Source organism: Aeromonas enteropelogenes, assembly GCF_020097295.1.
Classification (GTDB): domain Bacteria; phylum Pseudomonadota; class Gammaproteobacteria; order Enterobacterales; family Aeromonadaceae; genus Aeromonas; species Aeromonas enteropelogenes.
The window spans coordinates 1583415-1609068 of the sequence record NZ_CP083625.1 but is presented as its reverse complement, the minus strand read 5'-3'; the positions used below and the strand labels follow the sequence as shown (position 1 = coordinate 1609068).

Sequence of the window (25654 nt, the reverse complement as noted above, 5' to 3'; positions counted from 1 at the left end):
GATAGAACCACAGCCGCCTGTTGCACATATAAAAAAACGGGAGCCTGCAGGCTCCCGTTTGAATATGGAAAGAGGGTGGTCAGATCAGGGTACCCACGCTCAGGCAGACCACGATCAGTATGGTCAGGATGCCGAGCAGCGGCGCGACCCACTTCAGCCAGCGCACATACGGCACCTTGGCGATGGCCAGGCCACCCATGACCACGGCGGAGGTCGGGGTTACCAGGTTCACCAGACCGGAGGCGGACTGATAGGCAGTCACTACCAGGTCGCGGCCCACGTTGGCGAAGTCGGCCAGCGGCGCCATGATCGGCATGGTCAGCACAGCCAGACCGGAAGAGGACGGCACCAGGAAGGAGAGCACCACTTCCAGCGCGAACATCACGTTGATGAACACCACGGTGGAGAGACCGGTCACGATCCCTTCTGCGCTGTTCAGGATGGTGTGGGTGATCATGCCGTTGTCCATCACCACCACGATACCGCGGGCGATACCGATGATGAGGGCAACACCGAGCAGGTCACGGGCACCGTCAATAAAGTTGGAGGTCAGCTCTTCCTCGCTCATGCGGGAGATGAGGCCCACGATGATGGCGGAAGCCAGGAACACGCCGGAAATCTCGGCCATCCACCAGCCCAGTACGGCCACACCGTAGATCATCACGGCGAAGGCTGCGACGAAGATACCCAGCACGATTTTGCGGGTAGTGGTGAACTCCAGCATCTCGTCGCTCTTGTTGCCGAGGAAGTGGGCACGGTTCTCTTCCCACTTGTCAGCCACCAGGGACTTGCTGGGATCGTTGCGCACCATCTTGGCGTAACGCATCACGTAGGCAACGCAGATCAGCCAGCCGGCGATCAGCATGGCCACGCGCAGCCAGATACCGTCGGTGAAGGAGATGCCGGCGGCGTTGGCGGCGATAACGGTAGCAAACGGGTTGATGGTGGAGCCCAGGGTACCGATACCGGCACCGAGCAGCACGGTGGCAGCGGCGACGACCGGGTCAAAACGGGCGGCCATCATCACCGGTACCAGCAGGGTGTAGAACGGCAGGGACTCTTCCGCCATGCCGTAGATGGTGCCCCCTGCGGCGAACAGCGCCATCAGGATGGGGATCATCCACTCTTCGCGGCCGCGCAGGCGATCGGTGACACGCTCGATACCGGCGTCGATGGCACCGGTCTTGGTCACTATGCCGAGAAAGCCACCGATGATCAGGATAAAGAGGGAGACGTCGATGGCGCCTGCCTCATAGGTATCGTGGTTGTAGAGACCATCGATAGGGGCCAGAAGTACGTCGACGATCCCTTGGGGATTGCTCTCAACTTGCTTGTAGGTACCCGCCACCGGCACTTCCTTGCCGAGGGCTTCGTTCATGGTCATCTCGTATTTGCCGGCAGGCACTACCCAGCTCAGGGCGGCTACCAGGGCGATCAGCACAAACAGTATCGTGTAGGCTGACGGGAACTTGAATTTGGTCATGGTCCAGCTTCCTTCTGTGGTGTGGTATCCATGCTGGCTGCGGGTTGTAGGGTTAGAGGTATTGTTCCGCTGTCACATGGTCGAAAAGCCGGGGGTCACCCCCCGGCACCACTACTGCGACCTTAGTCGCCCAGCGTAGCAACCATCACTGCCTTGATGGTGTGCATCCGGTTTTCGGCCTCGTCGAACACGATGCTGTGCTCGGATTCGAACACGTCCTCGGTCACTTCCAGGCCTTTCATGCCATATTTGTCAGCCACTTCCTTGCCCATGGTGGTTTCATCGTTGTGGAACGCCGGCAGGCAGTGCATGAACTTCACATCCGGGTTCTTGGTGGCGTTGATGACGTCCATGTTGACCTGATACGGAGTCATCAGTTTCACGCGCTGATCCCAGGCTTCTTTCGCTTCACCCATGGATACCCAGACGTCGGTGTAAAGGAAGTCGGCACCCAGCACGCCCTCTTTCACATCTTCGGTCAGGTGGATACGGGCCCCGGTCTCTTCGGCGATCTGGCGGCACTGGGCAACCAGCTCTTCTTCCGGCCAGAAGGCTTTCGGCGCAACCAGGCGGATGTCCATGCCCATCTTGGCAGCGCCGACCATCAGGGAGTTACCCATGTTGTTGCGGGCATCACCCAGGTAGGCGAACTTGATTTGATCCAGACGCTTGCCCTTGCCGTGCTCCAGCATGGTCATGAAGTCGGCCAGGATCTGGGTCGGGTGGAACTCGTCGGTCAGGCCGTTCCATACCGGTACACCGGCATAGGCACCCAGCTCTTCCACGATTTCCTGGCCGTAGCCGCGGTATTCGATACCGTCATACATGCGGCCCAGTACACGAGCGGTGTCCTTCATGGACTCCTTGTGACCGATCTGGGAACCGCTCGGGCCGAGGTAGGAAACCTGGGCACCCTGGTCGAAGGCCGCTACTTCAAAGGCACAACGGGTACGGGTAGAGGTTTTTTCGAAGATCAGGGCGATGTTTTTGCCGACCAGGTGCTTGCGCTCGTAGCCACCGTATTTGGCTTTTTTCAGGTCGATGGCCAAGTCGATCATGTATTGGATTTCGCGCGGGGTGAAGTCCAGCAGTTTCAGAAAGTTACGGTTACGCAGATTAAAAGCCATGATGAGTTCTCTCTATATTTATTCAGACCAAGTAGGGCAGTGTTATTGACTACGCATTCACGGTGCGAGTGGCGACGATGTTGGTACCGGCTTCACCCTTGAGGATGGCCAGGCCATCTTCCAGAGAACCGATCCCGACCATGCCACCGGTCGCTTTGACAAATTCACAGGACGCTTCGATCTTCGGCCCCATGGAACCGGCATCGAACTTGACGCCAGCCAGCTCGTCCGGGCTGGTGACCTGCAGCGGGTGCTGGGTCGGCTTGCCCCAATCCAGATAGACGGCATCGGCATCGGTCAGGATCAGCAGGGCGTCGGCCTTGATCTGCTTGGCCAGGTAGGCGGCAGACATGTCCTTGTCGATGACGGCTTCGATACCGGTCAGGGTCTGGCCATTCCAGGTCACCGGAATACCACCACCACCGGTACAGATGATGAGGTGGCCCTGGGCGATCAGGGTTTCGATGGCATCGCCTTCGACGATGCGCTGGGGCAGCGGGGACGGCACCACGCGGCGGAAGAACTTGCCGTCAGCCTTGACCACCCAGTGCTTCTCTTCAGCCAGGGTGCGGGCTTCGGCTTCTTCATAGACGGGGCCGATAAATTTGGTCGGATTGGCAAACGCCGGATCCTGCGGGTCTACCTGCACCTGGGTCAGCAGGGCGGTGACGTTGCGGCTCGGCATCAGGTTCTTCAGCTCCTGGATCAGCATGTAGCCGATCATGCCCTGGGACTCGGCGCCCAGCACATCCAGGGGATAGGGAGAAACCTTGGTATAGGCGCTGTTTTGCAGGGCGAGCAGGCCGACTTGCGGGCCGTTGCCGTGCACCAGCACCACGTTGTACTCCTCGGCGATGCGAGCGATGGTCTTGGCGGCAGTTGCAATATTCTTGCGCTGGATGTCGGCTTCAAGCGGCTCACCACGACGGAGCAGTGCATTACCACCCAGAGCGACGACGACAGTTGGTTTTTTCATAGTGGTTGATCTCGTGTGCTTGTCTGTGTGGCGCCAGCCTCTGCCGGCGCCACGCCGTATCATCAGATGCTGTCGCGTTCCATCGGGCAGCTCATGCAGCGGGCGCCGCCGCGGCCACGGCCCAGTTCTTCACCCGGGATGGGCAGAACTGTGATGCCAGCTTTGTCGTACTTCTCGTTGGTGTAGGTGTTGCGCTCGTAACCCACGACCACGCCAGGACGTACGGTCAGTACGTTGTTGGCATCGTTCCACTGCTCGCGCTCGGCCTCGAAGCTGTCGCCACCTGTGGTGATGAGCTTGAGCTGATCCACGCCCAGGGCCTTCTCGATGGCGGTAACGAAGTAACCCTCTTCCTTGATGTTCATGCCGGTAGCACCACCCGGAGTCAGGCTCCAGCAGTTCACATCTTTACGGATGACTTCCGGATAGACGGAGAAGGTGTCGATATCCATGTGGGTCATGACGGTATCCAGGTGCATGCAACTGCGGTGTTTCGGCAGTTCCATGGCAATGACCTGTTTGGCCTGACCGTGTTTGAACAGGTTGCGGGCCAGGTGTTCAACCCCTTGCGGAGTGGTGCGCTCGGACATGCCGATGAGCACGGAGCCGCGGCCGATAACCAGTACGTCACCCCCTTCGATGGTGGAGTTGTCGTAGTCACGCTCCTCGTCACCGAAGTACTTGATGAAGTCCTGACCGGCGAACATGGGGTGCCAGCGGTAGATGGCCTTCACATGGTTGGTTTCGCGGCGACGAGCCGGTTTGGCCATCGGGTTGATGGAGACGCCACCATAGACCCAGCAGGAGGTGTCACGGGTAAAGAGATGGTTGGGCAACGGCTCGATGATGAAATCGGTCGGTGCATGCATGCCGACTACCATGTTGACGCCACTGTAAGGCATCTCGGAGTAAGTCAGGCCACCGGAAAGAATGCGGGCCAGTTCGCGATGCGGCATGTCAGCCAGGAAGCAGCGCACGTCGTTGGCAAAAGAAGTACCGAGGCGATAGTCGGAGACCTGGTTTTGCAGCAGCCAAGCTTTGGCTTCCGGCACATCCAGGGTTTCGGCCAGCAGATTGGTCAGCAGGAAAACTTCGACATTCTGATCGCGCAGCACCTGAGCGAATTTGTCGTGCTCCTGACCGGCGCGTTCAACAGACAAGACGTCATCAAACAGCAGGTCTTGGCAGTTGGAGGGGGTCAGACGCTTCAGACTGAGGTTGGGGCGGTGCAACATGACACGGCGCAGTTGGCCAACTTCAGAACCTACATAAAATTTGCTCATGATTATATTCCGTTTAGCAGTGGTCCATGCGAGTGATTGAATAGATTCCTTCTATTCATGCTCGTGGCTAAGGCGGGATATTCTTTATGTAGGGTATTCGGCTTGTGTTCTATCCTGCCTTTGCCTTTCGAGAGCGAGGTTAGACCTGCCAATGAAGTTAAACTTAGACATTGATCACATTCACTCAGAACTGAATAAATTCACGAAGAGATCTTTGACTGGGGTAGCAGAAATGGCATTTCCTCATTCAGAGGATATGAATAGATAACTAAAAAAACGCCTGTAAATTTCATAAATAAATCTATTTGATTCAACAACACCCTCTCTAAAGGGGTAAGCCAAAACAATTAAATTGTTTAATTTCAATAAATTAACCTCACCATTAATTTGAATATGAATTTTACATTCACTTTTATGAATAATTCACTGCTTTTATTCCGCTATCGAGAGAAATAAATAGTCATATTTCAAATTCTCACTGCATAAATCTTTTCTTGCTCCAGATCATGGCATTGTCGTCACGCCTCATGAGCCTTGCCTCATATCCTCCTCCTGATGCCTGTCTTGCTCCATGAATATGCACACAGCCAGCATCTTGCCAATCAACCATTCATCCTGCGACAGAGGGACCAGTTCGGCACTTTTTTCATTAATTGAATTTATTCATCCTCCTTGCGCCACTCCAAACCTCGGCTTAACTCAAAAAGTGATTTAGATCACACATAAACGGTGTTAACAAGGAGTCGTTATGAAGATGAAATCTTTACTGCTGCTCGCCAGCCTGTTGTTGCCCGTGGTACCGGGTATCAGTCAGGCGGAGGGAGCCCCAGCCATGCCCATGGTGGTCTGCCAGGTCGATCAGGCTCCCCAGATGCTGGTGCCCGAATATGTCTGCCGCTGGCAAGGTGGCATCCAGCGTTACTAGCCCGCTGCGCGAGAGGAGCCATCTCCTCTCGCCTTGTCTTGAAGAAAGCCCCTCCTATACTCAAAACAGCTGTGTCATCAGGGAAAGGGGCGCGACAATGATCCTGCTGGTTGGTGGAGAGAAGGGAGGCAGCGGCAAGAGTTGCCTGGCACAAAATCTGGCTGTCTATCTCAGGACCCAGTTTCAGGGGGAAGTACTACTGGTCGACTGCGACCCGCAGCGCACCACCTCCGACTGGATCCAGGAGCGCAATGACAATCCCGACCTGCCCCAAATCAATTGCGTGCAGTTGTATGGCAATATCCGCAACGATCTCATTAGCCTGAAGAATCGCTACGACTACGTCATCGTCGATTGTGGCGGCCAGGATAACCGGGCTTTACGCTCCACCATGGCAGTCGCTACCCATGCCCTGATCCCCCTTCGCCCCAAACGCCGCGATCTCAAGACCCTGCCGCATATGGAAGATCTCATTACGACCTGCAAAATGGTCAATCCGACCCTCAATGCGGCCGTGGTGCTGACCCAGTGCCCCGCCCTGCCCAACCAGGCAAAGCGTATTCTGGAGGCGAAGGAGGTCTGTGCATCGTTTGGCGTCGATGTACTCAATGCCATTACTTATGGCCGCAATGTCTACGACGACAGCGAGGAGAAGGGGCTCTCGGTAATGGAGATAGAGCCGGATGGCAAATCCGCCGAGGAGATCCGGACCATCGCCAAAGAATTTCTGACATTGGGAGTGTGATATGGGCCTTGCCGACCTGAAGAAAAAGCACCAGTTGCATCACCAGAAGAAATTTACCGTCGACGAGTTCATTGAGGACGCGGAGTTCTATGCCAAGGGGAAACCCAAGGTGGTCAGCTTGGAACTGAGCCTGCACAGGGATGAGGCTCTCTCGGCGTTGGCGTTCATCGAGCGCGGCGACCATCTGAAGCCCAGCTATAAAAAGGCTACCTTCTCCATGAGTACGGCGGCCATCAGCGAGCTGGGCAGCCTGACACAACAGGATGGCATGAACAAATCTCTGTTGCTGCGTCTTTTCACCCACTACTTCGCCTCCCTTAGCCCTGAGGAGCGCCAGACCATCTATGAGCGACTGAACCAGCAACTTTAATACCCTCTTTCACCTCGCCATTACCTATGGCATCCCTCCTGACTTCATTCCTGGCAAACCCCCTATCCGGTTGCACCAGCAACCAACCACTGCATGTAAGAGATCTGCCATACAAGCCGTAAGCAAATGCCGTAAAAGTTCCTCGAAATAATCGGAAAAGTCGATCCTAAAAAATGACAACAACACACTTAATTTATTGTTTTTATACAAAAAATAAAAACATTAGCACTTTCTTAAATTAGCAAAATAAAAACGTTTTTCACCCTGGCGTTGTACGCAACCGGAAAATCCTTATAGTTACTCATGCACGGACGCGATGAAGTCGGTCAGGAAGACTGGCTGCCAGGGTTGGGCAAATGGACTCACCACAGGATGTGGTAAAGGACACCTCCCGGGATGGAGAAAGTGCGGCGAGAAAGGATGACTCGTCAGGCCAAGATGGCTAAAGGACACCCCAAAGGATTGGGAAGGGGAAACCTAAAGGAAGAGGTAAACAGTCAGGGATTGCAGGGAGCAACTTCGTTCAAGGATCTGAGCGATACGACTACCGGGGGCGACGCAAGTCGCCCCCATCTTTTTATCTGCGTTTTCCGCTCACCCCATATCGAGCGTGTTTCACAGTCGCAAATATACAACGGGCGCCATTTTGGCGCCCGTTGTATATTGTCAGATCACCCGCGAAAACTGCTGTTGGCGCGCCTTGTTACGCAAGTAGACATCGAAACACATGCAAATGTTGCGAATGAGCAGATGTCCCGTGGAAGAAACCTCCAGGCCTTCATCGGTCATACGAACCAGGCCATCGTCGACAAAGGTCTGCAACAGCTTGAGGTCATCGGCGAAGTACTCTTTGAAAACCAGACCATGCTCTTGCTCTACCGCAGCAAAGTTCAGACGAAAATCGCAGATCAGCCGCTTGATTACCTCACGGCGGATTAGGTCATCCCGATTGAGCGAGCATCCCTTCCACTGGGCATGGCCCAGCTCGTTCACTTGGGCGTAATAAGCCTTGAGCTCTTTCTGGTTCTGGGAATAGGCATCGCCGATCATACTGATGGATGAAACCCCCAACCCCAACAGATCACAGTCCCCCTGGGTGGTATAGCCCTGGAAGTTGCGGTGCAGCTTGCCTTCACGCTGGGCCACAGCCAGCTCGTCATCAGGCTTGGCAAAGTGATCCATGCCGATAAACTGGTAACCCCGCCCGGTCAGGAAGGCGATGGTGTCCTGCAGCATGGCCAACTTCTCTTGTGGCGCAGGCATATCCTCTTCTTTCAGCTTGCGCTGGGCAGCAAAACGGCTTGGCAGATGCGCATAATTGAAGATGGAGAGACGCGCAGGATCCGTTTTGAGCACATCTTCCAGGGTGTGATGGAAGCTGCCCTGATCCTGATGTGGCAGACCATAGATAAGGTCGAGGTTGGTAGAACGAAAACCGAGTTCACGCGCCCGCTCCAGCATGGCGCGAATAAAGTCGTTATCCTGTTCGCGATTGACGGCTAGCTGCACATCCTTGTTGAAGTCCTGCACACCCAGGCTGATGCGGTTGAAACCAACCTCCCTCAGTACATCCAGCATGGTGAGTTCGATCTCGCGGGGGTCGACCTCGATGCTGAACTCTCCCTGTTCGGCAAACCGGAAGTGTTCGCGCAACATGCCCATCAAACGACGGGTTTGGGGCTCGTTCAGATAGGTTGGTGTACCACCGCCCCAATGCAGTTGGGTCACCAGACGATGTTTGAACAGGTGGGCCTGCGCCTTGATCTCTTGCTCAAGGTGATCAAGGTATTCATCGGCCTTGTGCTGGTGGCGAGTGATCACCTTGTTGCAACCGCAGTAATAGCAAAGCTTGTGGCAGAAAGGGATGTGCACGTAGAGCGACAGATTGCGCTCGGGATACTGACTGGCGGCCTGGACAAAATCGCCGTAACCAAAGCTCTCATTGAACTCCAGCGCGGTAGGATAGGAGGTATATCTCGGGCCACTGTAGTTGTATTTTTCGATCAGGGCCTGATCCCACACAATCTGTTCTGCTTGCACGCTCGCTTCCTCTCTTCTTGTTATTGATGGCTCACTGACTCAACTGCAGATCTTTCAACTGGGCGACATCCTTGAGGATCTGGGTTTCCAGCTCGGCTTCATAGCCACTGCGTTCAAGATCCAGCTTCATCACTTCGTTGCGTTTGAGCGCACGGCGTGCCTCGTGAGTCGGCATCTCTTTCACCTTCTCGTAGAGACCATAAAGGCCCGGGAATTCAGCAGCAAAAGCGCGTCCTTCCTTGATCTGCAAGGCATCCAGCAGATTGGTCAGGCGAATAGCCCCTTCGGAATAATCACACTGTCCTTCCAACACGGCGTGGGCGATCACTCGCACGCTATCCAGGATCCGCTCGTTACGCGCCTTGATCGCCTGTAACTGCATCTCTTGCTGCCGTTTCAGCCGGGCCAACAGCATGCCGGCATAAATCCCCAGACCTGACAAAATCAGGCCGCCCAACAGGGCGGCCAGCATCCATCCACTCATCACTTCTTCTTCGGTTCGGGTTGATAATCAACCTGGGTGAAACGATCCCACAGCTCCTCTTCAGAGGCCGGCTGTTGAGGTTCATCGTATTCAGCTTCCTCATCGGCGAAGGAGAACTCCTCTTCATCATCGTCGTTGTCGATGATGCCAAGTTCATCCATCAGCTCCTGATAACGATCAACACGCTGATCGACCCAGGCCTGCTCGGCGGTATCCAGCGTCTCACCGGCATCGAGACGATCCAGCAGGGCATTCAGACGATCATCATTCTCGATGGCCGCCAGTTCCTGCTCCGGAGTCATCGCCAGCTTCTTCTCTTTCACCGGCTTGGATGCTGCCGCCTTGATGCTCTTCTCTTCAACAATCAGAGCAATCGGCTTGCGAGAGCCGATACGAGGATCTTTTGCCTGTTTGGCGCCGGATTTTTTGCCTTGCTGTTCGACCTGCTGGCGAGAGCCCGCCTTCAGCCCCTTGCGTTTGGCAGCCCGTTTACGCTCACGACCTTCCTGAGCACTGGCTTCTGATTCTTTGCGCTTGCCAGTAGGCTTGCGAGTGGGTTGTTTGGCAGACATGAATGGCTAACTCCGAAAATAACTTGGTTTGAACCCTATCCGGGGTGGTGTCACCCGGCGGGACACGATACGGGGAGCAGTGAGGCTGGAACAAGAGCAGGAACCCGCACCAATCCGGCCTTTTCAGGCCACTGAACACCGCAGGATCGGTATCCTCTGGGTATATTGCTGGTATTTTGACACAGAATGGCGGGCCGGGTTAATGACCCAACAGAAAAAAGGCAGCCGAAGCTGCCTTGATATGTGTATGCGAACACCTCCCGAAATGGCAAGACCGCGTATTTCATCCGTCCGTAACGGCAAATGATCACATCATATCCGAGTAGGGTCTTCCTGACCTTGTTATTGAGTCGTCCTGAATGTGCGTGTGCTTGCTTGACCCACGCCGACAACATCCTGTTATCGCGAAGGAGAATGCGCATCCCGCCCCCCCATCCCGCTCCGGAGATGGTCACCATCCTGATCCTTCAATCCCTTGCCGACTCCAAAGAGCCCATGGCGTCCACCATGCCTGACATCCTGTTGTCACTGCGTCCTGCAATGAGCCTTTCGGAGAAATCCTTTGCATTAATGGTATCAACACCATAAAGCGGCTCAATCACTCAGAGATCATTTCTATGCATCATAAAAGTGCATTTTCAATTTAACTACATGATTAATTGAGGTTATTTGAAAAGACACAGAGATATTTGAGCCTTGGCCGACCCAATACATGGAAGATCTCTTACAAACAACAAGGACTATTACGAGAATGGAAGGTGAAAGCAAAAACAACGGGGAGCAGAAGCTCCCCGTTATGCAACTCTACGATGGGATCGTTTAATCAGTGCAGTCCGGCAATATACTTGGACAACACATCGATATCTTGATCGGTCAGTTTCTTGGCGACATCGCGCATCATGCCATTCGGATCGTTATCCCGAGTACCAGCGCGGAACTTGGTCAACTGATCCTTGATGTAGGCCGGATGCTGCCCAGACAAATTCGGATACTTGGCCTGCTCAACTCCGGAACCGCGCGGACCATGACAAGCGGTACAGGCAGCCAAACCACGACTCAAGTCGCCTCCCATATAGAGAGCCTTGCCTGCTTCGACGACATCGTCAGGGACGGCTATCGGCGTCACCTTCTGGCTGGAGAAATAAGCCGCCAGATCATCCATGTCCTGTTCAGACAAAGGCAATGCCATCGGCCCCATCACGGGCGCGACCCGACCAGTTTGGCCGGAAGCGGCTGCCTTGAGTTCAATCAACTGCTTTTTGATATATGATGCGTGCTGACCAGCAATTTTGGGGTACATATCAACCAGGCTGTTTCCGTCCGGTCCATGACAAGCCGCACAAACGGCAGCCTTGGTCTGTCCCGCAGCGGCATCGCCTGTGGCTTGTGCCATCCCCGTTACGCCAACCATCAGAGCAAGAGTAATGACTAGGTTCTTCATGGCGTTCCAACTTTTCGTTATTAGGCTTCCAGATCCCATGCCGCTGAAGGCATGTTAAAATAAACGCGTTTAAGCGACGCCATTTTACACTATTTTACAAAAAAGTAACTCCATAACCCTCTATCTCCATAGGGAATTTACGTTGGATACACAAATTCTGAATTTCAATAAGGTGCATTTTGTGACCAGCGCACCCGACATCCGCCACCTGCCAAATGATGGGGGTGTCGAGATCGCGTTTGCAGGCCGTTCCAATGCCGGCAAGTCATCTGCTTTGAACACCTTGACCAAACACAAGAACCTGGCTCGGACCAGTAAGACCCCGGGCCGTACCCAGCTCATCAACCTGTTCGAACTGGAACCGGGAAAACGCTTGGTCGACCTGCCAGGCTATGGTTATGCCCAGGTTCCGCTGGAAATGAAGCTCAAGTGGCAAAAATCACTGGCAGAGTATCTGCAGCGTCGTGAGTCATTGAAAGGACTGGTGATCCTGATGGACATTCGCCACCCGCTCAAAGACACCGATATGAATATGCTGGAGTGGAGTACTCACCGCGAGCTGCCGGTGATGCTGTTGCTGACCAAGGCGGACAAATTGAGCCCGGGTCCCCGCAACAATCAGGTGATCAAGGTACGTCAAGCTGTTGCCAGCCTAGGCCCGCAGATCCAGGTGGAAGCCTTCTCGTCACTCAGCAATATCGGCGTAGAAAAGCTGGCGAAGACCCTGACCGACTGGTATCTGGCTGGTGCGGATGAAGGTCTCGTCGATGCCGACGAACAGGAGTCTAGCGAGGAGTAATCCGCTCCTCGTCTTTCCTTACAATTGGCGGAGATCCCCCTCCGCTGATTGAAAGGGTTTCAGATTGATATTTTCTCTCTATTCTTTCTCCCCATCCCCACCCCTTACCCGCATCAAACAGAGTTATTCTTAATTATCAGATAGATAGAGATTTAATTCTCAAAGAGAATTAACCTTTCAAAATTCTGATATCGTTTTCACGCTGGTGCATGCAAGAAGTAATAAAATCACCTAAAAAGACAATATTGTAATTTAATTACATTGCGCGCACGAGATGGGATAAAAATGAGGCCGAATGACTATGCTGTCACCCGGCCTGAAACAAGAAGTTCAAAAAATTGGGAAGAAGCTGATTCTTGAGAACCACGACGATAGGTATTTCCTCAAGAAGCACCTCATTCTAACAAATGCACTGACAAATTAAAGCATTTACTCTAAATGCTGCGCATAAAAAAACACCCCGACGAGAATCTCATCGGGGCTGCTATTCAGCCACATTCAATTACGTGAAATAAAAGGTCTGAAAGATAGAACATCTTACCTCTGTACCCTACGCCGAGAATCGTACAACAAAGCAGCAAAAAGTGAAAGGAATTTATGTAATTAAATTCCAAACTCAAGATTGGACAAAAAATCTTTATTTTTCATTTAGATAAAAAAATCCCCAGTACGAATACCGGGGAGTTATAAAGGTGACTAGCTAGCACTTCCTCAACTATCTAGTTAGTCCACGGCGGGCCATGGAAGTTCCGACGCAAAGAAAAAAAACTTGAAAAAATCAAAGATAGATGGCGCCATCTTCTCCAACTTCTTGTTCTTCAATGATTTTTTCCACTATATCCTCAATGTCAAAGCGCACACTTTCGAATGCCCGCACTATGTCATCTTCCTTCGTCAGTACAAGCCCGGTCATTTTCTCCAGTCTGCGGCGGCTGATGTAGCAATTGATCAGCGCACCCATCTGCTGGGCCGGGAAGTGCACCCGCTGCTCTTGAGCTTGCCACTCCATCAAGTCGGGAAAAAGAATACCTTGGTTCATAGGATCCCCAGATTACGCTTCAGCTCTCTCAATACTTGTTTAGTACCTGGCCGGATGCCACGCCACACGGTGAACGCTTCTGCAGCTTGCTCCACCAGCATGCCCAGTCCGTCCATGGTATGACGGGCCCCCTGTTGCCTGGCCCAGGCGATGAATGGCGTGTCCGTAGCGCCATACATCATGTCATAAATGGCGATATCAACATGAATCAGGGCTGGCGACAGCGGAGGCAACTCACCTTGCAAACTGGCAGAGGTTGAATTGATGACAAGATCGAAAGATCCGCTCAGCTGTTCATAAGTTTGCGCCGTTACCGTGCCCAAATCACTAAACTCGGCAGCCAGCTGTTCGGCTCTGGCGTGAGTACGGTTGGCAATCACCAGTTCGCGTGGTTGTTCTGCTAATAACGGCGCCAAGGCCCCACGAGCCGCGCCACCTGCACCCAGCAACAAGATCCGGCAACCAGCCAGATACACCCCATGGGATTTCAGGTCGGCTACTAGGCCGGCGCCGTCGGTATTGTCTCCAAGCAACACACCATCGTCGGTCAGCTTGATGGTATTGACGGCCCCGGCCCGCTTGGCCCGAGGGCTCAGTTGATTCACCAATGCGAACGCCTGCTCTTTAAATGGCACCGTGACGTTGCACCCCTTGCCCCCCTGGACAAAAAAATCGTGCAAGGCCGCGGCAAATTGATCGACAGCAGGCTCGGCCAGCCCGTACTCCAACTCTTGTTGAGTCTGTCTAGCAAACAGGGTGTGGATGAAGGGAGATTTGCTGTGGCGCACCGGGTGGCCAAAAACCAGATAATGATCCATCAAAGCATTCCAGCAGAGGGCGATGTCCCGATTTAACGGGTTTTCCCTCTCAGGGACAAGCCGAATCTCGGCAACAGAAAGGGGCCGCAGGCGGCCCCTTTTGTCACAGCCACTCTCGAGGCGTGAGGTAATCGCTGTAGAGCAGGGCCTCCGGGCTACCTGCAGCAGGCTGCCAGTCATATTCCCAGCGCGCCAGAGGCGGCATCGACATCAGGATGGATTCGGTACGCCCCCCTGTCTGCAACCCGAACAAGGTGCCACGGTCATAAACCAGGTTGAACTCTACATAGCGGCCACGTCGGTAGAGCTGGAATTCTCGCTCCCGCTCACCATAGGGCAAGGCCTTGCGTCGCTCGACAATCGGCAGATAAGCCTCGAGATAGCCTCGGCCCACCGCCTGCATGAAGGCGAAACAGTCGGCAAACGGCCAACGATTCAAGTCATCGAAGAAGAGGCCTCCTACCCCACGTGTCTCGTTGCGATGCTTGAGATAGAAATAGCGGTCACACCACGCCTTGAACTCGGGGTAAATCTCCTCGCCAAAGGGCTGGCAAAGATCATGGGATATCTGATGCCAGTGCCGCACATCCTCTTCGAACGGGTAAAACGGCGTCAGATCGAAACCGCCCCCGAACCACCAGATGGGTTCTTCACCCTCTTTCTCGGCAATGAAAAACCGGACATTGGCATGACTGGTCGGCACATAGGGGTTGTGCGGGTGGATCACCAGCGACACCCCCATGGCTTCGAACCGGCGCCCCGCCAACTCGGGACGATGGGCAGTCGCCGATGCCGGCATCGCATCACCATAAACGTGGGAGAAGTTGACCCCACCCTGCTCAATGACGGCGCCATGGCGCAGCACCCGGGTACGGCCACCGCCGCCCCCCTCGCGCAACCAGGCATCCTCAACAAAGTGTCCAGTGCCATCGGCCTGTTCCAGACCACGACAGATTTCGTCCTGTAGCTGCAACAGGAAGGCCTTGACCTTGGCCACATCCGGTTTGCTCATCTTGTCTCCAGTGAGGCAGGATCTGTTCGCCCTGTCCTTGTTATTGTGCGATTGTGGCGCCCTCGACGCCCGTCATAGCCAAGCCAGGTTCACCACCCGGGTCAGGAAGCCCGGATGATGGCGCCGGTTCTGGCATCCTTGATTTCTGATGGATTCGCCTGACCACCAACTTCTCCGGGTAGAATATAGGCCAGCTGACTGGCCAGCAATTCTCCGATATCCGCCACCCGGCGGGCAGGCTCCTCACCGGTCAAGTTGGCACTGGTAGAGACCAGCGGTTTGCCAAAAGCACGGCACAGGGCCTGCACCTGAGGATGTGCCGTCACCCGAACAGCCAGAGTATCGAATTGGCCAGTCAACCATGAGGGGGTATTTGGTTTGGCGGGCATGATCCAGGTAAAGGGGCCAGGCCAGCTCACTTCGACCCGTTGGCGCTGTTCATCGCTCAGCTGATCCAGGTCGATATAATCCTGCAACTGCGCCAGGTCGGCTGCGATCAGGATAAGGCCCTTCTCCACCGGACGTTGCTTGATGGCCAGCAAGCGCTGGACCGCCGGCTCGGAATCAGGATCACAACCCAGACCAAATACGGCCTCGGTGGCATAGGCAATCACCCCTTCCTGGCGAAGGGCGGCAACGGCGAGTTGAAATTCGTTGGACATAATACATGCGGCAGTCGGGCTGCCACCTCATCATTGGGTTAAACCTGTTACATGACCGCCACCGCTGTGATTGCACTTTCCAGAGAGGAAAATACGCCCAATCGGATAACAGCCACATCATTTAATCTACGTTGAGTCGTACTTGCAGTGCGGCATCCCTGGCTACCATCTCCTCGACCTTGAGCTGGCGTTTGGCACACCCTTGGCTGCCCACGCATCATCCCTCACCACCAGCATCTGAGCAACCAGCTCTTTGAGTAAACCACTATCGATGGGAACCCCCATCATGGAGCGGGCGCGATGCCGGCAATGACCTGTCTGCTGAACCGCTCGGCCAATGGCACATATTGAGACCTGGCAGCCACGGGCCTCTAGGTCGGTCACCGACCGAGAGATGACTGGCAGAGTACGGAGATGACGCTGACTGCAGCCTTGATCTCAAACGAGTTGAGCTTATCGAAAGCAGTCTGCATTACGGGAAAGGTTGGATCAGAACCCAGTGATACGGTAACGAAGGGCTATGTATGGCAGGTATTACACTAACCTAAGGAATTGAATTTACTAGCAATGCTGCAACCTGGTTGTGCAGCGGACTTATAACCGCTCACTTTGATGGCCACATTTCTTTTGCGGGCACACCCAGCGCAACGCACCCCTCACTTTTTTCTCTACCATGATGCCCCAACCACACTCGGGACATGGCATGGGGATAGGTTTGTCGTTCACCACATATTTGCAATGGGGGTAAGCATCACAGGAGTAAAACTGCTTGCCATAGCGAGAGGTTCGGCTCACCAGATGCCCCTTGCCACAATCAGGACACAGGATCTGGGTGTCATCACTTTCCTGCAGGGATTCGATATGCTGGCAGGCTGGATACTGGGTGCATCCCACAAACAGGCCATAACGCCCCTTTTTGATCGCCAGGGGATGACCGCAATCCGGGCAGACGGAACCTTCGAGCACTTTTTCGATATCACGACCGGATGGCGTCAGGGAGCGGATATAGTCGCAGGAAGGGTAGGCGGAGCAGCCAAGAAACAAGCCATGTTTGCCCTGACGGATCACCAGCTCGGCGCCACATTGCGGGCAGGGCTCGCGCTCGAACGCATGCTCATGGGCAGAGAAGAGGTGGTGATCGATTTTTGACATGTGCCGCGCCTTGAAATCCAGATGCTCCAGATTCTACCAGCGCGGCGGCGGACTGTCAGTGGATGACGCCGTCTGACTCGTCAAACACCAGTTCTTCCATCTGCTGATATGCGTTTTCACTGCCGGGGACGTTGAACAGCACCATCATGACAACCCATTTCAGGTCATCCAGCTCGATATCCGGCTTGTCCAGCTCAAGCAGGCGCTCGATGCAGATTTCACGGGTTTCGGCATTCAGTACCTGAGCCTGCTCCAGGAAGAGCAGGAAGCCACGACATTCCGTGCTGAGGCGAGCCAGCTCTTGCGGGGCGTAGATACGCATCGAACCTTGCGCGCTGGCGGAGACGTACACCTCCCGCTCGCTATCATGCAGATTGGCCAGCCGCTCCAGCCAGCTGAGCGCTTTTTCGATCTCGTCTTTGTCGAAACCGGCACGGCTCAACTCGTCGGTGAGCTCGTCCTGTTCCACCATCACATCTGCATCGCTGTGGATGTAGGTCTCGAAAAGGTACATCAATACATCAAACATGATTCGCCCTCCTCGTTCTGACGTATCCACCGGCTACCGCCATCACTGCCCCGGCCAGTTCCAGCTCCACCAACCTGCCCAGTACCACTTCGACAGGGAGCTGAGCCCGTTCGGCGACGGTATCCACGCTCGTGGTCTCATAACCTACGTTATCCAACAAATCGGCATAAGGCAATTCGCTATTAATCTGTGGCGCAGGAGCCACTCGTTGCCTTTGCCAGGATCCCATCAACATGGGCAGCTCTTCCACTATATCGGCTGCATTCAGCACAAGTTTGGCACCTTGTTGAATTAATCTGTTGCAGCCCGTCGCTTGTTCATTTTGAGGGGCACCGGGAACCGCAAAAACCTCGCGCCCCTGCTCAAGCGCATGACGAGCGGTGATCAGCGAGCCACTCTGCTCGGTTGCCTCCACCACCAGAGTCCCCAAAGAGAGGCCGCTGATAATGCGATTACGGCGAGGAAAATGCTCGGCAAGCGGCCCCTTGTCCGGCGCAAACTCGGAGACAAGCAAACCACCACGCTCCAGAATATTAACCGCCAGCCCCTGATGACGCTTGGGATAGATGCAGTCAAGGCCAGAGCCCAATACGGCAAGTGTGACACCGCCACTCGTCAAGGCCTGCTGATGACAGACGCCATCGATCCCCAGTGCCAATCCTGAGGTTATCGCCAGCCCGCACGTTACCAGCTCTGCACACAGACGCGCTGCATTGTCTTTGCCGGCATAGGTAGGATGACGTGTGCCGACCATGGCCAGCTGCGGCAACACCAGGGCTGACAAATCACCACGACAATAGAGCAACAAGGGGGCCGCCGGGATTTCACCCAGCAAAGCCGGGTAGGCCGGATGATCACGAGGAACAAGATGATTACCGGGATCACAGGCCCACCTCAGCCCCCCTTCAACAACCGGTGATGGCCATCTTAACTGTCTGATCTGCTCGGAAGAGAGCCCCATGCCATGCAGACTGGCTTCATCGCTCTCAAACAATGTCAGGATGTCGCCACCCACCCGTTCCAGCAAACGAGAAGCCGTCACAGGGCCGATCCCCGTGACGGCTTCCAATGTCAGCCAGAGGGCCAGCCGCCCGTCGGGATAGTTCACCTCAGAAATGGGTAACCTGATAACCCGAACTCACCATGTCGTTGCTCTGCATGATGAGACCGTAACTCAGCTTGTCATACACCTTGAACAACATGACTCTGGCAATGGCTTCAGAAGGCAGAGCCGCTTTGCGGTTGTTGCTGTGAAACACCTTGTCATAGACAGATGACAGCTCTCTGTACTGCACCTTGCCATTCTTGGTCACCAATCCAGCCCCCGGGCGACGTATGTCCAGCACATCCCCCGCCGCCAGCAGATCCCGGCTTCCCTTGTTGATGAGCACCACATCAAATTTGCCACCACCGCGCGTTTTGTTTGGCAAGTCAACAATATAGCCAGGGGTAATGGTCGGCGCAGCCTTGGGCATAAAGACCGCGGGCAGGCTCTCTTGCTCGGGCAATACCATCACCTTGTCACCCTGCATGACTTCACGCTGGTTATGGGTGAGGGTTGCCTCGGTCCGGTTGCCATCCAGGCGGGCCACGGCACGGATCGTGCCAGCAAAAATCGCTTCCTGGCCAAGCAATTCACCCGTTTCGCGATCCTTGTAGATGACGCCGGGATGATAGATGCCATAATTCTGGCCCGGAACCAGACCCCCTTGCACGTAGAGGGTATCCCCCTCCAGCATGCCAATATGTTTCTTGTCCGACCCCAGCACATAAGGCAGGCTCTTCTGCTGGCGGGTATCCGCCAGAATATGATCGGTTTGCAAGAAGGGGCCTATCTCGCTGATGGGCAGCGTGGGAATCGGGTTGGCCTTGTTCTCGTAGCGGCTCTTGGGGCTGAGGCGGATGACCTGCTTGCCCCCCTGCGTCGCTTTGCCCAAGCGTGGTTCGCCATTGACCCAGCTCAGGTGCAGCACATCACCGGGGTAGATCCAGTGCGGATTGGCAATCTGCGGATTGATGTTCCAGAGACGGGGCCAGAGCCAGGGCTCGGCCAGATACTTGCCGGAGATATCCCACAGGGTGTCTCCTTTCTGCACCACATAGCTCTCGGGGTAGCCTGCTTTCAGCTTCAGCTGATCGGCCAGAATGCCCTGACTCACGGTGGCCAGCAGGCAGGCAAAGATGGTTTGCTTCAGATACATAACACTCCCTGTTACTTCTGCGCGCAAAGTGTTGCTGTTTTTTGTCGGCGTAAATGACTAGAATTACGCCAATATTGACTGCATTTATACGAAACTAAAGAAAAAACTATGGCCATTCTAGATGTATTGCGTTTCCCCGATGAGCGTCTGCGTACAATCGCAGCCCCTGTCGAGACCTTTACACCCGAGTTACAACAGATTGTAGATGATATGTTCGAAACCATGTACGCGGAGGAAGGCATTGGCTTGGCCGCGACTCAGGTCGACATTCATCAGCGCATCATAGTGATCGATGTCTCTGAAAACCGTGAACATCCTCTGGTATTGATCAACCCGGAGATAATTGCGCAGAGTGGCAGCACTGGTATCGAAGAAGGCTGCCTCTCCGTCCCGGGCAGCCGGGCTCTGGTTCCCCGTTTCGAACAGGTCAAGATCCGGGCTCTGGATCGTCACGGCAAGCCCTTTGAACTGGAGGCCGACGATCTGCTCGCCATCTGCATCCAGCATGAGATGGATCATCTCATGGGCAAACTCTTTGTGGATTACTTGTCGCCGCTCAAGCGCCAGCGCATCCGCCAAAAGCTGGAAAAAATGGCCCGAGAAGATCGCAAAGCCCTTTGAGGATCTGCTGCATTGAATAAGTTGAAACTGATTTTTGCCGGTACTCCCGACTTCGCCGCCCGTCACTTGGCGGCGTTGTTGTCTTCCGGCCATGAGGTCGTCGCCGTTTACACCCAGCCGGACAAGCCGGCCGGCCGCGGCCAGAAACTCACCGCCAGCCCGGTCAAGGAACTGGCCATCGCCCATAATCTGCCGATCTACCAGCCCGCCTCCCTGCGCAACGAAGAGGCGCAGGCTGAACTGGCGTCACTGGGCGCCGATCTGATGGTCGTGGTGGCCTATGGCCTGATCTTGCCCAAGGCCGTGCTCGATACCCCGCGTCTGGGTTGCATCAATGTGCATGGCTCCCTGCTGCCGCGCTGGCGTGGTGCTGCACCTATCCAGCGTGCCATCTGGGCTGGCGATGCCGAGACCGGCGTGACCATCATGCAAATGGATGTGGGGCTGGATACCGGCGCCATGATCCGCAAGATGAGCTGCCCCATCGCAGCCGACGAGACCTCCACCAGCCTCTATGACAAGCTGGCAGAGCTGGGCCCGCAGGCACTGGTCGACACCGTCGATGCCATGGCTGCCGGCAACACGACTGCCGAGCCACAGAACGATGCCTTGGCCAACTATGCCCAGAAGCTCTCCAAGGAAGAGGCCCGCATCGACTGGACGATGGACGCCGTCGCCATCGAGCGCTGCATCCGCGCCTTCAATCCCTGGCCCATCAGCTGGTGCGAGGTCGCCGGCCAGACCATCAAGGTGTGGCAGGCCGAGGTCATCGAGCACGAACACGGCCAGAGTGCCGGTACCCTGCTCAAGGCCGACAAGCAGGGGATCGATATCGCCACCGGCAAGGGTGTGCTGCGCCTGCTGACCTTGCAACCGCCCGGCAAGAAAGCCATGTCCGTCACGGATCTGCTCAACTCTCGCCGCGACTGGTTTGAACCCGGCACGCAATTGAATTGAAACAAGCGGGGCTCAGGCCCCGACTTGCGCATCTAAGGTAATCATATGAAAACACGTGCACAGGCCGCTCTCGTCATTCAACAGGTGCTGGATCAGGGCCAGTCCCTCTCAGCCGTACTGCCTGCTGCTCAAGAGAAGGTTGCGCCTCGCGATCGCGCCCTCCTGCAAGAACTCTGCTACGGCACCCTGCGCTGGCTGCCCCGCCTCGATGCGGCGGTCGGCGAGATGATGGACAAACCGCTCAAAAACAAGAGCCGCATCTTTCACTACCTGATCCTGGTCGGCCTCTACCAGCTTATCTACACCCGCATCCCGGCCCACGCCGCCGTGGCCGAGACCGTCAATGCCGTCAAGCTGCTCAAGGGATCTTCCTTGCGCGGCCTCATCAACGGCGTGCTGCGCAACTTCCAGCGCAGCGCCGAAGTCATTCTGCTGCGCATCGACCGCGTCCCCAGTATTCGCCTCGGTCATCCCGAGTGGCTCACCAAGCGCCTGCGTCAGGCCTATCCCGACGAGTGGGAATTCATCATGGAGGCCAACAACCAGCGCCCTCCCATGTGGATCCGCAACAACGGCCAGCGCCAGAGCCGCGACCAGATGCTGGCGCGCATGGCCGAAGCCGGCATCAATGCGGTAGCTGGTGAAGAGGGTAAGGATTGCATCCTGCTGGAACGCCCCTGCGACGTGGCGAAGCTACCCGGTTTCGAGGTGGGTGACTGCTCGGTACAGGATGGCGCGGCCCAACAGGCCGCAGCCCTGCTCGACCCGCAGCCGGGTGAGTGGGTGCTGGATGCCTGCGCCGCCCCTGGCGGCAAGACAGCACACCTGCTGGAGCGCCAACCCAAGCTGGCAGGCGTTGTCGCGGTAGATGCCGACGAACACCGCCTGACTCGGGTACGGGAAAACCTGGAGCGCATCGGCCTCACCGCCCAAGTGATCCACGGCGATGCCAGCGCGCCGGAACAGTGGTGGCCAGGGGGGCAGTTTGATCGCATCCTGCTGGATGCCCCCTGCTCCGCGACCGGCGTCATCCGCCGTCACCCCGACATCAAGTGGCTGCGCCGGGATCAGGACATCCGTGAGCTGGCCGAGCTGCAGCGCCGCATCCTCAACGCACTCTGGGCAAAGCTGAAGAGCGGCGGTACCCTGCTCTACGCAACTTGCTCCGTACTGCCGGAGGAGAATCGCGAACAGATCCGCGCCTTCCTGGCGGCAACGCCGGATGCCACCCTGATGCCACTGCACGCAGAGGACACGCCGGAGTGCCCGGGGCGTCAGTTCCTGCCGGGCGAGGCCGAGATGGACGGCTTCTACTATGCCAAGCTGATCAAGCAGTGAGCCCGGCATGTCCGGCATCATTCGGGAGTCCCGCCTGGCCTGTGCTGGCGGCCCCTTTTACCGCACCAACGTGAGTAAACGGTCCGTATGAAGATCATCATTTTGGGCGCCGGCCAGGTCGGCGGCACTCTGGCCGAGAACCTGGCCGGGGAGAACAACGACATCACCATCGTCGACACCGACAGCGAGCGGCTGCGCGAGTTGCAGGACAAGTTCGATCTGCGGGTGGTTAATGGCCACGGCGCCCACCCCAAGGTGCTGCGCGAGGCTGGGGCCCAGGATGCCGACATGCTGGTAGCCGTCACCAACAGCGACGAAACCAATATGATCGCCTGCCAGGTGGCCTACTCCCTGTTCAACACGCCGAACAAGGTGGCGCGGATCCGCTCGCCGGCCTATCTGACCGAACGGGATCGTCTGTTCTTGCCGGAATCCGTGCCGGTGGATCACCTGATCGCCCCCGAGCAACTGGTGACCGACTATGTGCGGCGCCTCATCGAATATCCGGGGGCTCTGCAGGTAGTGGATTTCGCCGGCGGCCGGGTTGGCCTGGTGGCGGTCAAGGCCTACTATGGCGGCCCGCTGGTGGGCAATGCCCTCTCCACCCTGCGTGAACACATGCCCAACATCGAGACCCGGGTGGCTGCCATCTTCCGTCAGGGACGCCCCATCCGCCCGCAAGGCACCACCATCATAGAAGCGGATGACGAGGTCTTCTTTGTCGCCGCCGCCGGCCATATCCGTGCCGTGATGTCGGAGCTGCAGCGACTCGAGAGCCCCTACCGGCGCATCATGATCGTCGGGGGCGGCAATATCGGCGCCGGCCTCGCTCGCCAGCTGGAGAAGCGCTATAGCGTCAAGCTCATCGAGCGCAACCTGAAGCGGGCCGAGCAGCTCTCCGAGTTGCTGGAAAACACCATCGTCTTCTGCGGCGATGCGGCGGATCAGGAGTTGCTAGCCGAGGAGCACATCGACCAGATCGACGTCTTCATCGCGGTGACCAACGAGGACGAGGCCAACATCATGTCGGCCCTGCTCGCCAAGAAGATGGGCGCCAAGAAGACCATGGTGCTGATCCAGCGCGGCGCCTACGTGGATCTGGTGCAGGGTGGCTCCATCGACATCGCCATCTCGCCCCAGCAGGCCACCATCTCGGCCCTGCTGACCCACGTGCGACGGGCCGATATCGCCAACGTCTACAGCCTGCGCCGCGGTGCCGCCGAGGCCATCGAGGCCATCGCCCACGGCGACGAGAACACCTCCAAGGTGGTGGGCAAGACGGTGGGCGAGCTCAAGCTGCCGCCCGGCACTACTATCGGAGCCGTGGTACGGGGAGATGAAGTACTGATCGCCCACGACCGTACGCAGATCCAGCAAGATGACCATGTGGTCATGTTCCTGGTGGACAAGAAGTACATTCCGGAAGTAGAGCGGCTGTTCCAGCCAAGCCCCTTCTTCCTGTAACGTTCAAATGCGTACAGACAGCCAAATCCGACCCGGCCTGCTTCCTCCAAAGGAATGGTCCGGGTCTTTTTTTAATCAACGACCAGGTTATCCGGCATGATCAAGCTGCGACCTATCATCTTCACCCTCGGGCTGGTGCTCTCCAAGTTGGCGCTCTTCATGTGGCTGCCCACCCTGCTGGCACTGCTGACCGGCTCCGAAGGCTTCGTCGAATTTCTCAAGTCGGTGCTCATCACCCATGGCGCCGCCCTGCTCTGCCTCCACTATGGTCGCAAGGCGGAGTTTCACCTCGGGGTACGGGAGATGTTTCTGCTTACCACCTCGGTTTGGGTGGTGGCCTGCGTCTTCGGCGCCCTGCCTTTCGTCTTCATCACTCACATCACCTTTGCCGACGCCTACTTCGAGACCATGTCGGGAGTGACCACCACCGGCTCCACCGTGCTCTCCGGGCTCGACAACATGGCCCATAGCATCCTCTTGTGGCGATCCATCCTGCAGTGGCTCGGCGGGGTCGGTTTCATCGTGATGGCGGTAGCGGTACTGCCCTACCTCAACGTCGGCGGCATGAAGCTGTTCCAGACCGAAAGCTCGGATTGGTCCGACAAGAGCGCCCCGCGCGCCAAAACGGTGGCCAACAATATCGTCGTGGTCTATCTGGTGCTCTCCATGCTCTGCTTCATGGCCTACTGGGCGAGCGGCATGACCATGTTTGAGGCGGTCAACCACGCCATGACTACCCTGAGTACCGGTGGCTACTCTACTTCTGACCAATCCATGTCCCACTTCTCCCCCTCTGCCCACTGGATCGGTACCGTCTTCATGTTCCTGGGCGGCCTGCCCTTCCTGCTTTATGTGCAGAGCCTCAATCACAGGGACTACAGCCTGTTCAAGGATGCCCAGGTACGGGGCTTCTTCTGGCTGGTGGTTTGGGTCACCCTCATCATGACCCTCTACCTGTGGCAGCGGGACGTATTCGATTTCTGGGACGCCCTGCGCATCAGCAGCTTCAATATCGTCTCGGTGCTCACCACCACGGGTTACGGCCTCGGCGACTTCGGCACCTGGGGGCCACTCACCAGCATTCTCTTCATCGTGCTGCTGGCGCTGGGGGCCTGCTCCGGCTCGACGGCAGGGGGGCTGAAGATATTCCGTATTCAGGTTGCCTTCGCCCTGTTCAAGAAGCAGATGCGCCAGCTGATGCACCCCTCCGCGGTGTTTCCACAGAAATACAACGGCCGCACCGTCAATGACGCCATCATCCGCTCCATGATCTCCTTCGTGCTGGCCTACTTCGCCATCATACTGGTGATCGCGGCCCTGCTCGGCGCCATCGGGCTGGATCCGCTCACCTCCATCTCCAGCGCCATCACGGCGGTGGCCAACGTAGGCCCCGGGATGGGACCTGTGGTCGGTCCCAGCACCAACTTCGCCAGCCTGCCCGATTCGGCCAAGTGGTTGATGTCGTTCGGCATGCTGTTGGGACGCCTCGAGATCCTGACCGTCGCCGTGCTCTTCTTCCCCTCGTTCTGGCGCCAGTAAACGCTACCGACGAGGCAATAAAAAAGCCGCGAGTCTCACGACCCGCGGCTTTTGTTTATCCACTGCCCTGCCGCGCC

At 56.3% G+C, this 25654-nt stretch carries 25 protein-coding genes; 9 read left to right on the top strand and 16 right to left on the bottom strand.

What is annotated here, in order from left to right; translation table 11 throughout:
- Positions 1-79 precede the first annotated feature (79 nt).
- The 4 genes from LA321_RS07560 to arcA all read right to left on the bottom strand — a co-directional run bounded on the left by LA321_RS07560 (position 80) and on the right by arcA (position 4869).
- Positions 80-1483: a YfcC family protein gene (locus LA321_RS07560; RefSeq protein WP_026458484.1), complete on the bottom strand. Its 1404-nt coding sequence runs from the start codon at positions 1481-1483 to the stop codon at positions 80-82.
- Positions 1484-1605: 122 nt separating this feature from the next.
- Positions 1606-2610 carry an ornithine carbamoyltransferase gene (argF, locus tag LA321_RS07555; RefSeq protein ID WP_042072529.1) on the bottom strand — a complete coding sequence of 335 codons (1005 nt, stop codon included), beginning with the start codon at positions 2608-2610 and terminating at the stop codon, positions 1606-1608.
- Between the two features lie 49 nt (positions 2611-2659).
- On the bottom strand, positions 2660-3586 hold the full coding sequence (arcC, locus tag LA321_RS07550) for a carbamate kinase (protein WP_042072530.1): 927 nt from the start codon (positions 3584-3586) through the stop codon (positions 2660-2662).
- Positions 3587-3648: 62 nt separating this feature from the next.
- The gene (gene arcA, locus LA321_RS07545) at positions 3649-4869 is read right to left on the bottom strand and encodes an arginine deiminase (RefSeq protein ID WP_026456279.1); all 1221 of its coding nucleotides are present in this window, start codon (positions 4867-4869) and stop codon (positions 3649-3651) included.
- 748 nt (positions 4870-5617) lie between these two features.
- Between arcA and LA321_RS07540 the strand changes: the two genes are divergently transcribed.
- The 3 genes from LA321_RS07540 (at position 5618) to LA321_RS07530 (ending at position 6909) form a co-directional block, all read left to right on the top strand.
- Positions 5618-5794, top strand: coding sequence for a hypothetical protein (locus tag LA321_RS07540; RefSeq protein ID WP_167335336.1), 177 nt, complete (start codon positions 5618-5620; stop codon positions 5792-5794).
- Positions 5795-5891: 97 nt separating this feature from the next.
- Positions 5892-6539: an AAA family ATPase gene (locus tag LA321_RS07535; protein ID WP_026456280.1), complete on the top strand. Its 648-nt coding sequence runs from the start codon at positions 5892-5894 to the stop codon at positions 6537-6539.
- Between the two features lies 1 nt (position 6540).
- Entirely contained in the window at positions 6541-6909 is a 369-nt protein-coding gene (locus LA321_RS07530) for a hypothetical protein (RefSeq protein ID WP_042025272.1), read from the top strand.
- Between the two features lie 666 nt (positions 6910-7575).
- Here the strand turns inward: LA321_RS07530 and hemN are convergent.
- The 4 genes from hemN to LA321_RS07510 form a co-directional block, all read right to left on the bottom strand.
- Positions 7576-8949, bottom strand: coding sequence for an oxygen-independent coproporphyrinogen III oxidase (hemN, locus tag LA321_RS07525; RefSeq protein WP_042072531.1), 1374 nt, complete (start codon positions 8947-8949; stop codon positions 7576-7578).
- Between the two features lie 31 nt (positions 8950-8980).
- Positions 8981-9421 carry a DUF2489 domain-containing protein gene (locus LA321_RS07520; RefSeq protein ID WP_042072532.1) on the bottom strand — a complete coding sequence of 147 codons (441 nt, stop codon included), beginning with the start codon at positions 9419-9421 and terminating at the stop codon, positions 8981-8983.
- Positions 9422-9432: 11 nt separating this feature from the next.
- On the bottom strand, positions 9433-10005 hold the full coding sequence (yihI, locus tag LA321_RS07515) for a Der GTPase-activating protein YihI (RefSeq protein ID WP_042072533.1): 573 nt from the start codon (positions 10003-10005) through the stop codon (positions 9433-9435).
- Positions 10006-10828: 823 nt separating this feature from the next.
- A complete protein-coding gene (locus tag LA321_RS07510) occupies positions 10829-11446 on the bottom strand; it encodes a c-type cytochrome (protein WP_026456285.1) in 618 nt (205 codons plus the stop codon).
- 142 nt (positions 11447-11588) lie between these two features.
- Here LA321_RS07510 and yihA point away from each other — a divergent pair, with 142 nt between their 5' ends.
- Positions 11589-12245 (top strand): ribosome biogenesis GTP-binding protein YihA/YsxC, encoded by a 657-nt coding sequence (gene yihA, locus LA321_RS07505; protein ID WP_026456286.1) that lies wholly within the window; start codon positions 11589-11591, stop codon positions 12243-12245.
- A 778-nt stretch (positions 12246-13023) separates the two neighbouring features.
- Here the strand turns inward: yihA and LA321_RS07500 are convergent.
- The 8 genes from LA321_RS07500 to LA321_RS07465 all read right to left on the bottom strand — a co-directional run bounded on the left by LA321_RS07500 (position 13024) and on the right by LA321_RS07465 (position 19658).
- The gene (locus LA321_RS07500) at positions 13024-13284 is read right to left on the bottom strand and encodes a DUF1488 family protein (protein WP_042072534.1); all 261 of its coding nucleotides are present in this window, start codon (positions 13282-13284) and stop codon (positions 13024-13026) included.
- Positions 13281-14102 (bottom strand): shikimate dehydrogenase, encoded by an 822-nt coding sequence (gene aroE, locus LA321_RS07495; RefSeq protein WP_042072536.1) that lies wholly within the window; start codon positions 14100-14102, stop codon positions 13281-13283. The genes LA321_RS07500 and aroE overlap by 4 nt, the downstream gene beginning before the upstream one ends.
- 103 nt (positions 14103-14205) lie before the next feature.
- Positions 14206-15114, bottom strand: coding sequence for an oxygen-dependent coproporphyrinogen oxidase (hemF, locus tag LA321_RS07490; RefSeq protein WP_042072537.1), 909 nt, complete (start codon positions 15112-15114; stop codon positions 14206-14208).
- A 101-nt stretch (positions 15115-15215) separates the two neighbouring features.
- Positions 15216-15776, bottom strand: coding sequence for a Sua5/YciO/YrdC/YwlC family protein (locus LA321_RS07485; protein WP_042072538.1), 561 nt, complete (start codon positions 15774-15776; stop codon positions 15216-15218).
- A 594-nt stretch (positions 15777-16370) separates the two neighbouring features.
- On the bottom strand, positions 16371-16928 hold the full coding sequence (locus tag LA321_RS07480; RefSeq protein WP_082043443.1) for a DNA topoisomerase family protein: 558 nt from the start codon (positions 16926-16928) through the stop codon (positions 16371-16373).
- Positions 16929-16983: 55 nt separating this feature from the next.
- Positions 16984-17457: a DUF494 family protein gene (locus LA321_RS07475; protein WP_042072540.1), complete on the bottom strand. Its 474-nt coding sequence runs from the start codon at positions 17455-17457 to the stop codon at positions 16984-16986.
- Positions 17450-18565 (bottom strand): DNA-processing protein DprA, encoded by a 1116-nt coding sequence (gene dprA / locus LA321_RS07470; protein ID WP_042072542.1) that lies wholly within the window; start codon positions 18563-18565, stop codon positions 17450-17452. Before dprA ends, LA321_RS07475 begins: the two co-directional genes overlap by 8 nt.
- Position 18566: 1 nt before the next feature.
- Complete coding sequence (locus tag LA321_RS07465; RefSeq protein WP_042072543.1) at positions 18567-19658, bottom strand: LysM peptidoglycan-binding domain-containing protein; 1092 nt, start codon at positions 19656-19658, stop codon at positions 18567-18569.
- Between the two features lie 108 nt (positions 19659-19766).
- On the opposite strand from LA321_RS07465, the gene def reads away from it, so the two are divergent.
- The 5 genes from def (at position 19767) to LA321_RS07440 (ending at position 25577) form a co-directional block, all read left to right on the top strand.
- Positions 19767-20279: a peptide deformylase gene (gene def / locus LA321_RS07460; RefSeq protein WP_026456707.1), complete on the top strand. Its 513-nt coding sequence runs from the start codon at positions 19767-19769 to the stop codon at positions 20277-20279.
- 12 nt (positions 20280-20291) lie between these two features.
- Positions 20292-21236, top strand: coding sequence for a methionyl-tRNA formyltransferase (fmt, locus tag LA321_RS07455; protein ID WP_042072544.1), 945 nt, complete (start codon positions 20292-20294; stop codon positions 21234-21236).
- 45 nt (positions 21237-21281) lie between these two features.
- On the top strand, positions 21282-22574 hold the full coding sequence (gene rsmB, locus LA321_RS07450) for a 16S rRNA (cytosine(967)-C(5))-methyltransferase RsmB (RefSeq protein WP_042072546.1): 1293 nt from the start codon (positions 21282-21284) through the stop codon (positions 22572-22574).
- A gap of 87 nt (positions 22575-22661) precedes the next feature.
- On the top strand, positions 22662-24038 hold the full coding sequence (trkA, locus tag LA321_RS07445) for a Trk system potassium transporter TrkA (RefSeq protein ID WP_042025290.1): 1377 nt from the start codon (positions 22662-22664) through the stop codon (positions 24036-24038).
- Positions 24039-24134: 96 nt separating this feature from the next.
- Positions 24135-25577 (top strand): TrkH family potassium uptake protein, encoded by a 1443-nt coding sequence (locus LA321_RS07440; RefSeq protein ID WP_042072547.1) that lies wholly within the window; start codon positions 24135-24137, stop codon positions 25575-25577.
- Positions 25578-25654 lie beyond the last annotated feature (77 nt).

Bases quoted from the DNA above. Each gene is read 5' to 3' on its own strand.
- rsmB (WP_042072546.1), top strand. From the start codon at position 21,282: ATGAAAACACGTGCACAGGCCGCTCTCGTCATTCAACAGGTGCTGGAT.
- LA321_RS07485 (WP_042072538.1), bottom strand. From the start codon at position 15,776: ATGTCCAACGAATTTCAACTCGCCGTTGCCGCCCTTCGCCAGGAAGGG.
- def (WP_026456707.1), top strand. From the start codon at position 19,767: ATGGCCATTCTAGATGTATTGCGTTTCCCCGATGAGCGTCTGCGTACA.
- argF (WP_042072529.1), bottom strand. From the start codon at position 2,610: ATGGCTTTTAATCTGCGTAACCGTAACTTTCTGAAACTGCTGGACTTC.
- LA321_RS07535 (WP_026456280.1), top strand. From the start codon at position 5,892: ATGATCCTGCTGGTTGGTGGAGAGAAGGGAGGCAGCGGCAAGAGTTGC.
- arcA (WP_026456279.1), bottom strand. From the start codon at position 4,869: ATGAGCAAATTTTATGTAGGTTCTGAAGTTGGCCAACTGCGCCGTGTC.
- LA321_RS07440 (WP_042072547.1), top strand. From the start codon at position 24,135: ATGATCAAGCTGCGACCTATCATCTTCACCCTCGGGCTGGTGCTCTCC.
- trkA (WP_042025290.1), top strand. From the start codon at position 22,662: ATGAAGATCATCATTTTGGGCGCCGGCCAGGTCGGCGGCACTCTGGCC.
- LA321_RS07475 (WP_042072540.1), bottom strand. From the start codon at position 17,457: ATGTTTGATGTATTGATGTACCTTTTCGAGACCTACATCCACAGCGAT.
- LA321_RS07500 (WP_042072534.1), bottom strand. From the start codon at position 13,284: ATGAACCAAGGTATTCTTTTTCCCGACTTGATGGAGTGGCAAGCTCAA.
- yihI (WP_042072533.1), bottom strand. From the start codon at position 10,005: ATGTCTGCCAAACAACCCACTCGCAAGCCTACTGGCAAGCGCAAAGAA.
- LA321_RS07540 (WP_167335336.1), top strand. From the start codon at position 5,618: ATGAAGATGAAATCTTTACTGCTGCTCGCCAGCCTGTTGTTGCCCGTG.
- LA321_RS07510 (WP_026456285.1), bottom strand. From the start codon at position 11,446: ATGAAGAACCTAGTCATTACTCTTGCTCTGATGGTTGGCGTAACGGGG.
- aroE (WP_042072536.1), bottom strand. From the start codon at position 14,102: ATGGATCATTATCTGGTTTTTGGCCACCCGGTGCGCCACAGCAAATCT.
- hemF (WP_042072537.1), bottom strand. From the start codon at position 15,114: ATGAGCAAACCGGATGTGGCCAAGGTCAAGGCCTTCCTGTTGCAGCTA.
- LA321_RS07480 (WP_082043443.1), bottom strand. From the start codon at position 16,928: ATGTCAAAAATCGATCACCACCTCTTCTCTGCCCATGAGCATGCGTTC.
- LA321_RS07465 (WP_042072543.1), bottom strand. From the start codon at position 19,658: ATGTATCTGAAGCAAACCATCTTTGCCTGCCTGCTGGCCACCGTGAGT.
- arcC (WP_042072530.1), bottom strand. From the start codon at position 3,586: ATGAAAAAACCAACTGTCGTCGTCGCTCTGGGTGGTAATGCACTGCTC.
- LA321_RS07560 (WP_026458484.1), bottom strand. From the start codon at position 1,483: ATGACCAAATTCAAGTTCCCGTCAGCCTACACGATACTGTTTGTGCTG.
- LA321_RS07530 (WP_042025272.1), top strand. From the start codon at position 6,541: ATGGGCCTTGCCGACCTGAAGAAAAAGCACCAGTTGCATCACCAGAAG.
- LA321_RS07520 (WP_042072532.1), bottom strand. From the start codon at position 9,421: ATGCTGGCCGCCCTGTTGGGCGGCCTGATTTTGTCAGGTCTGGGGATT.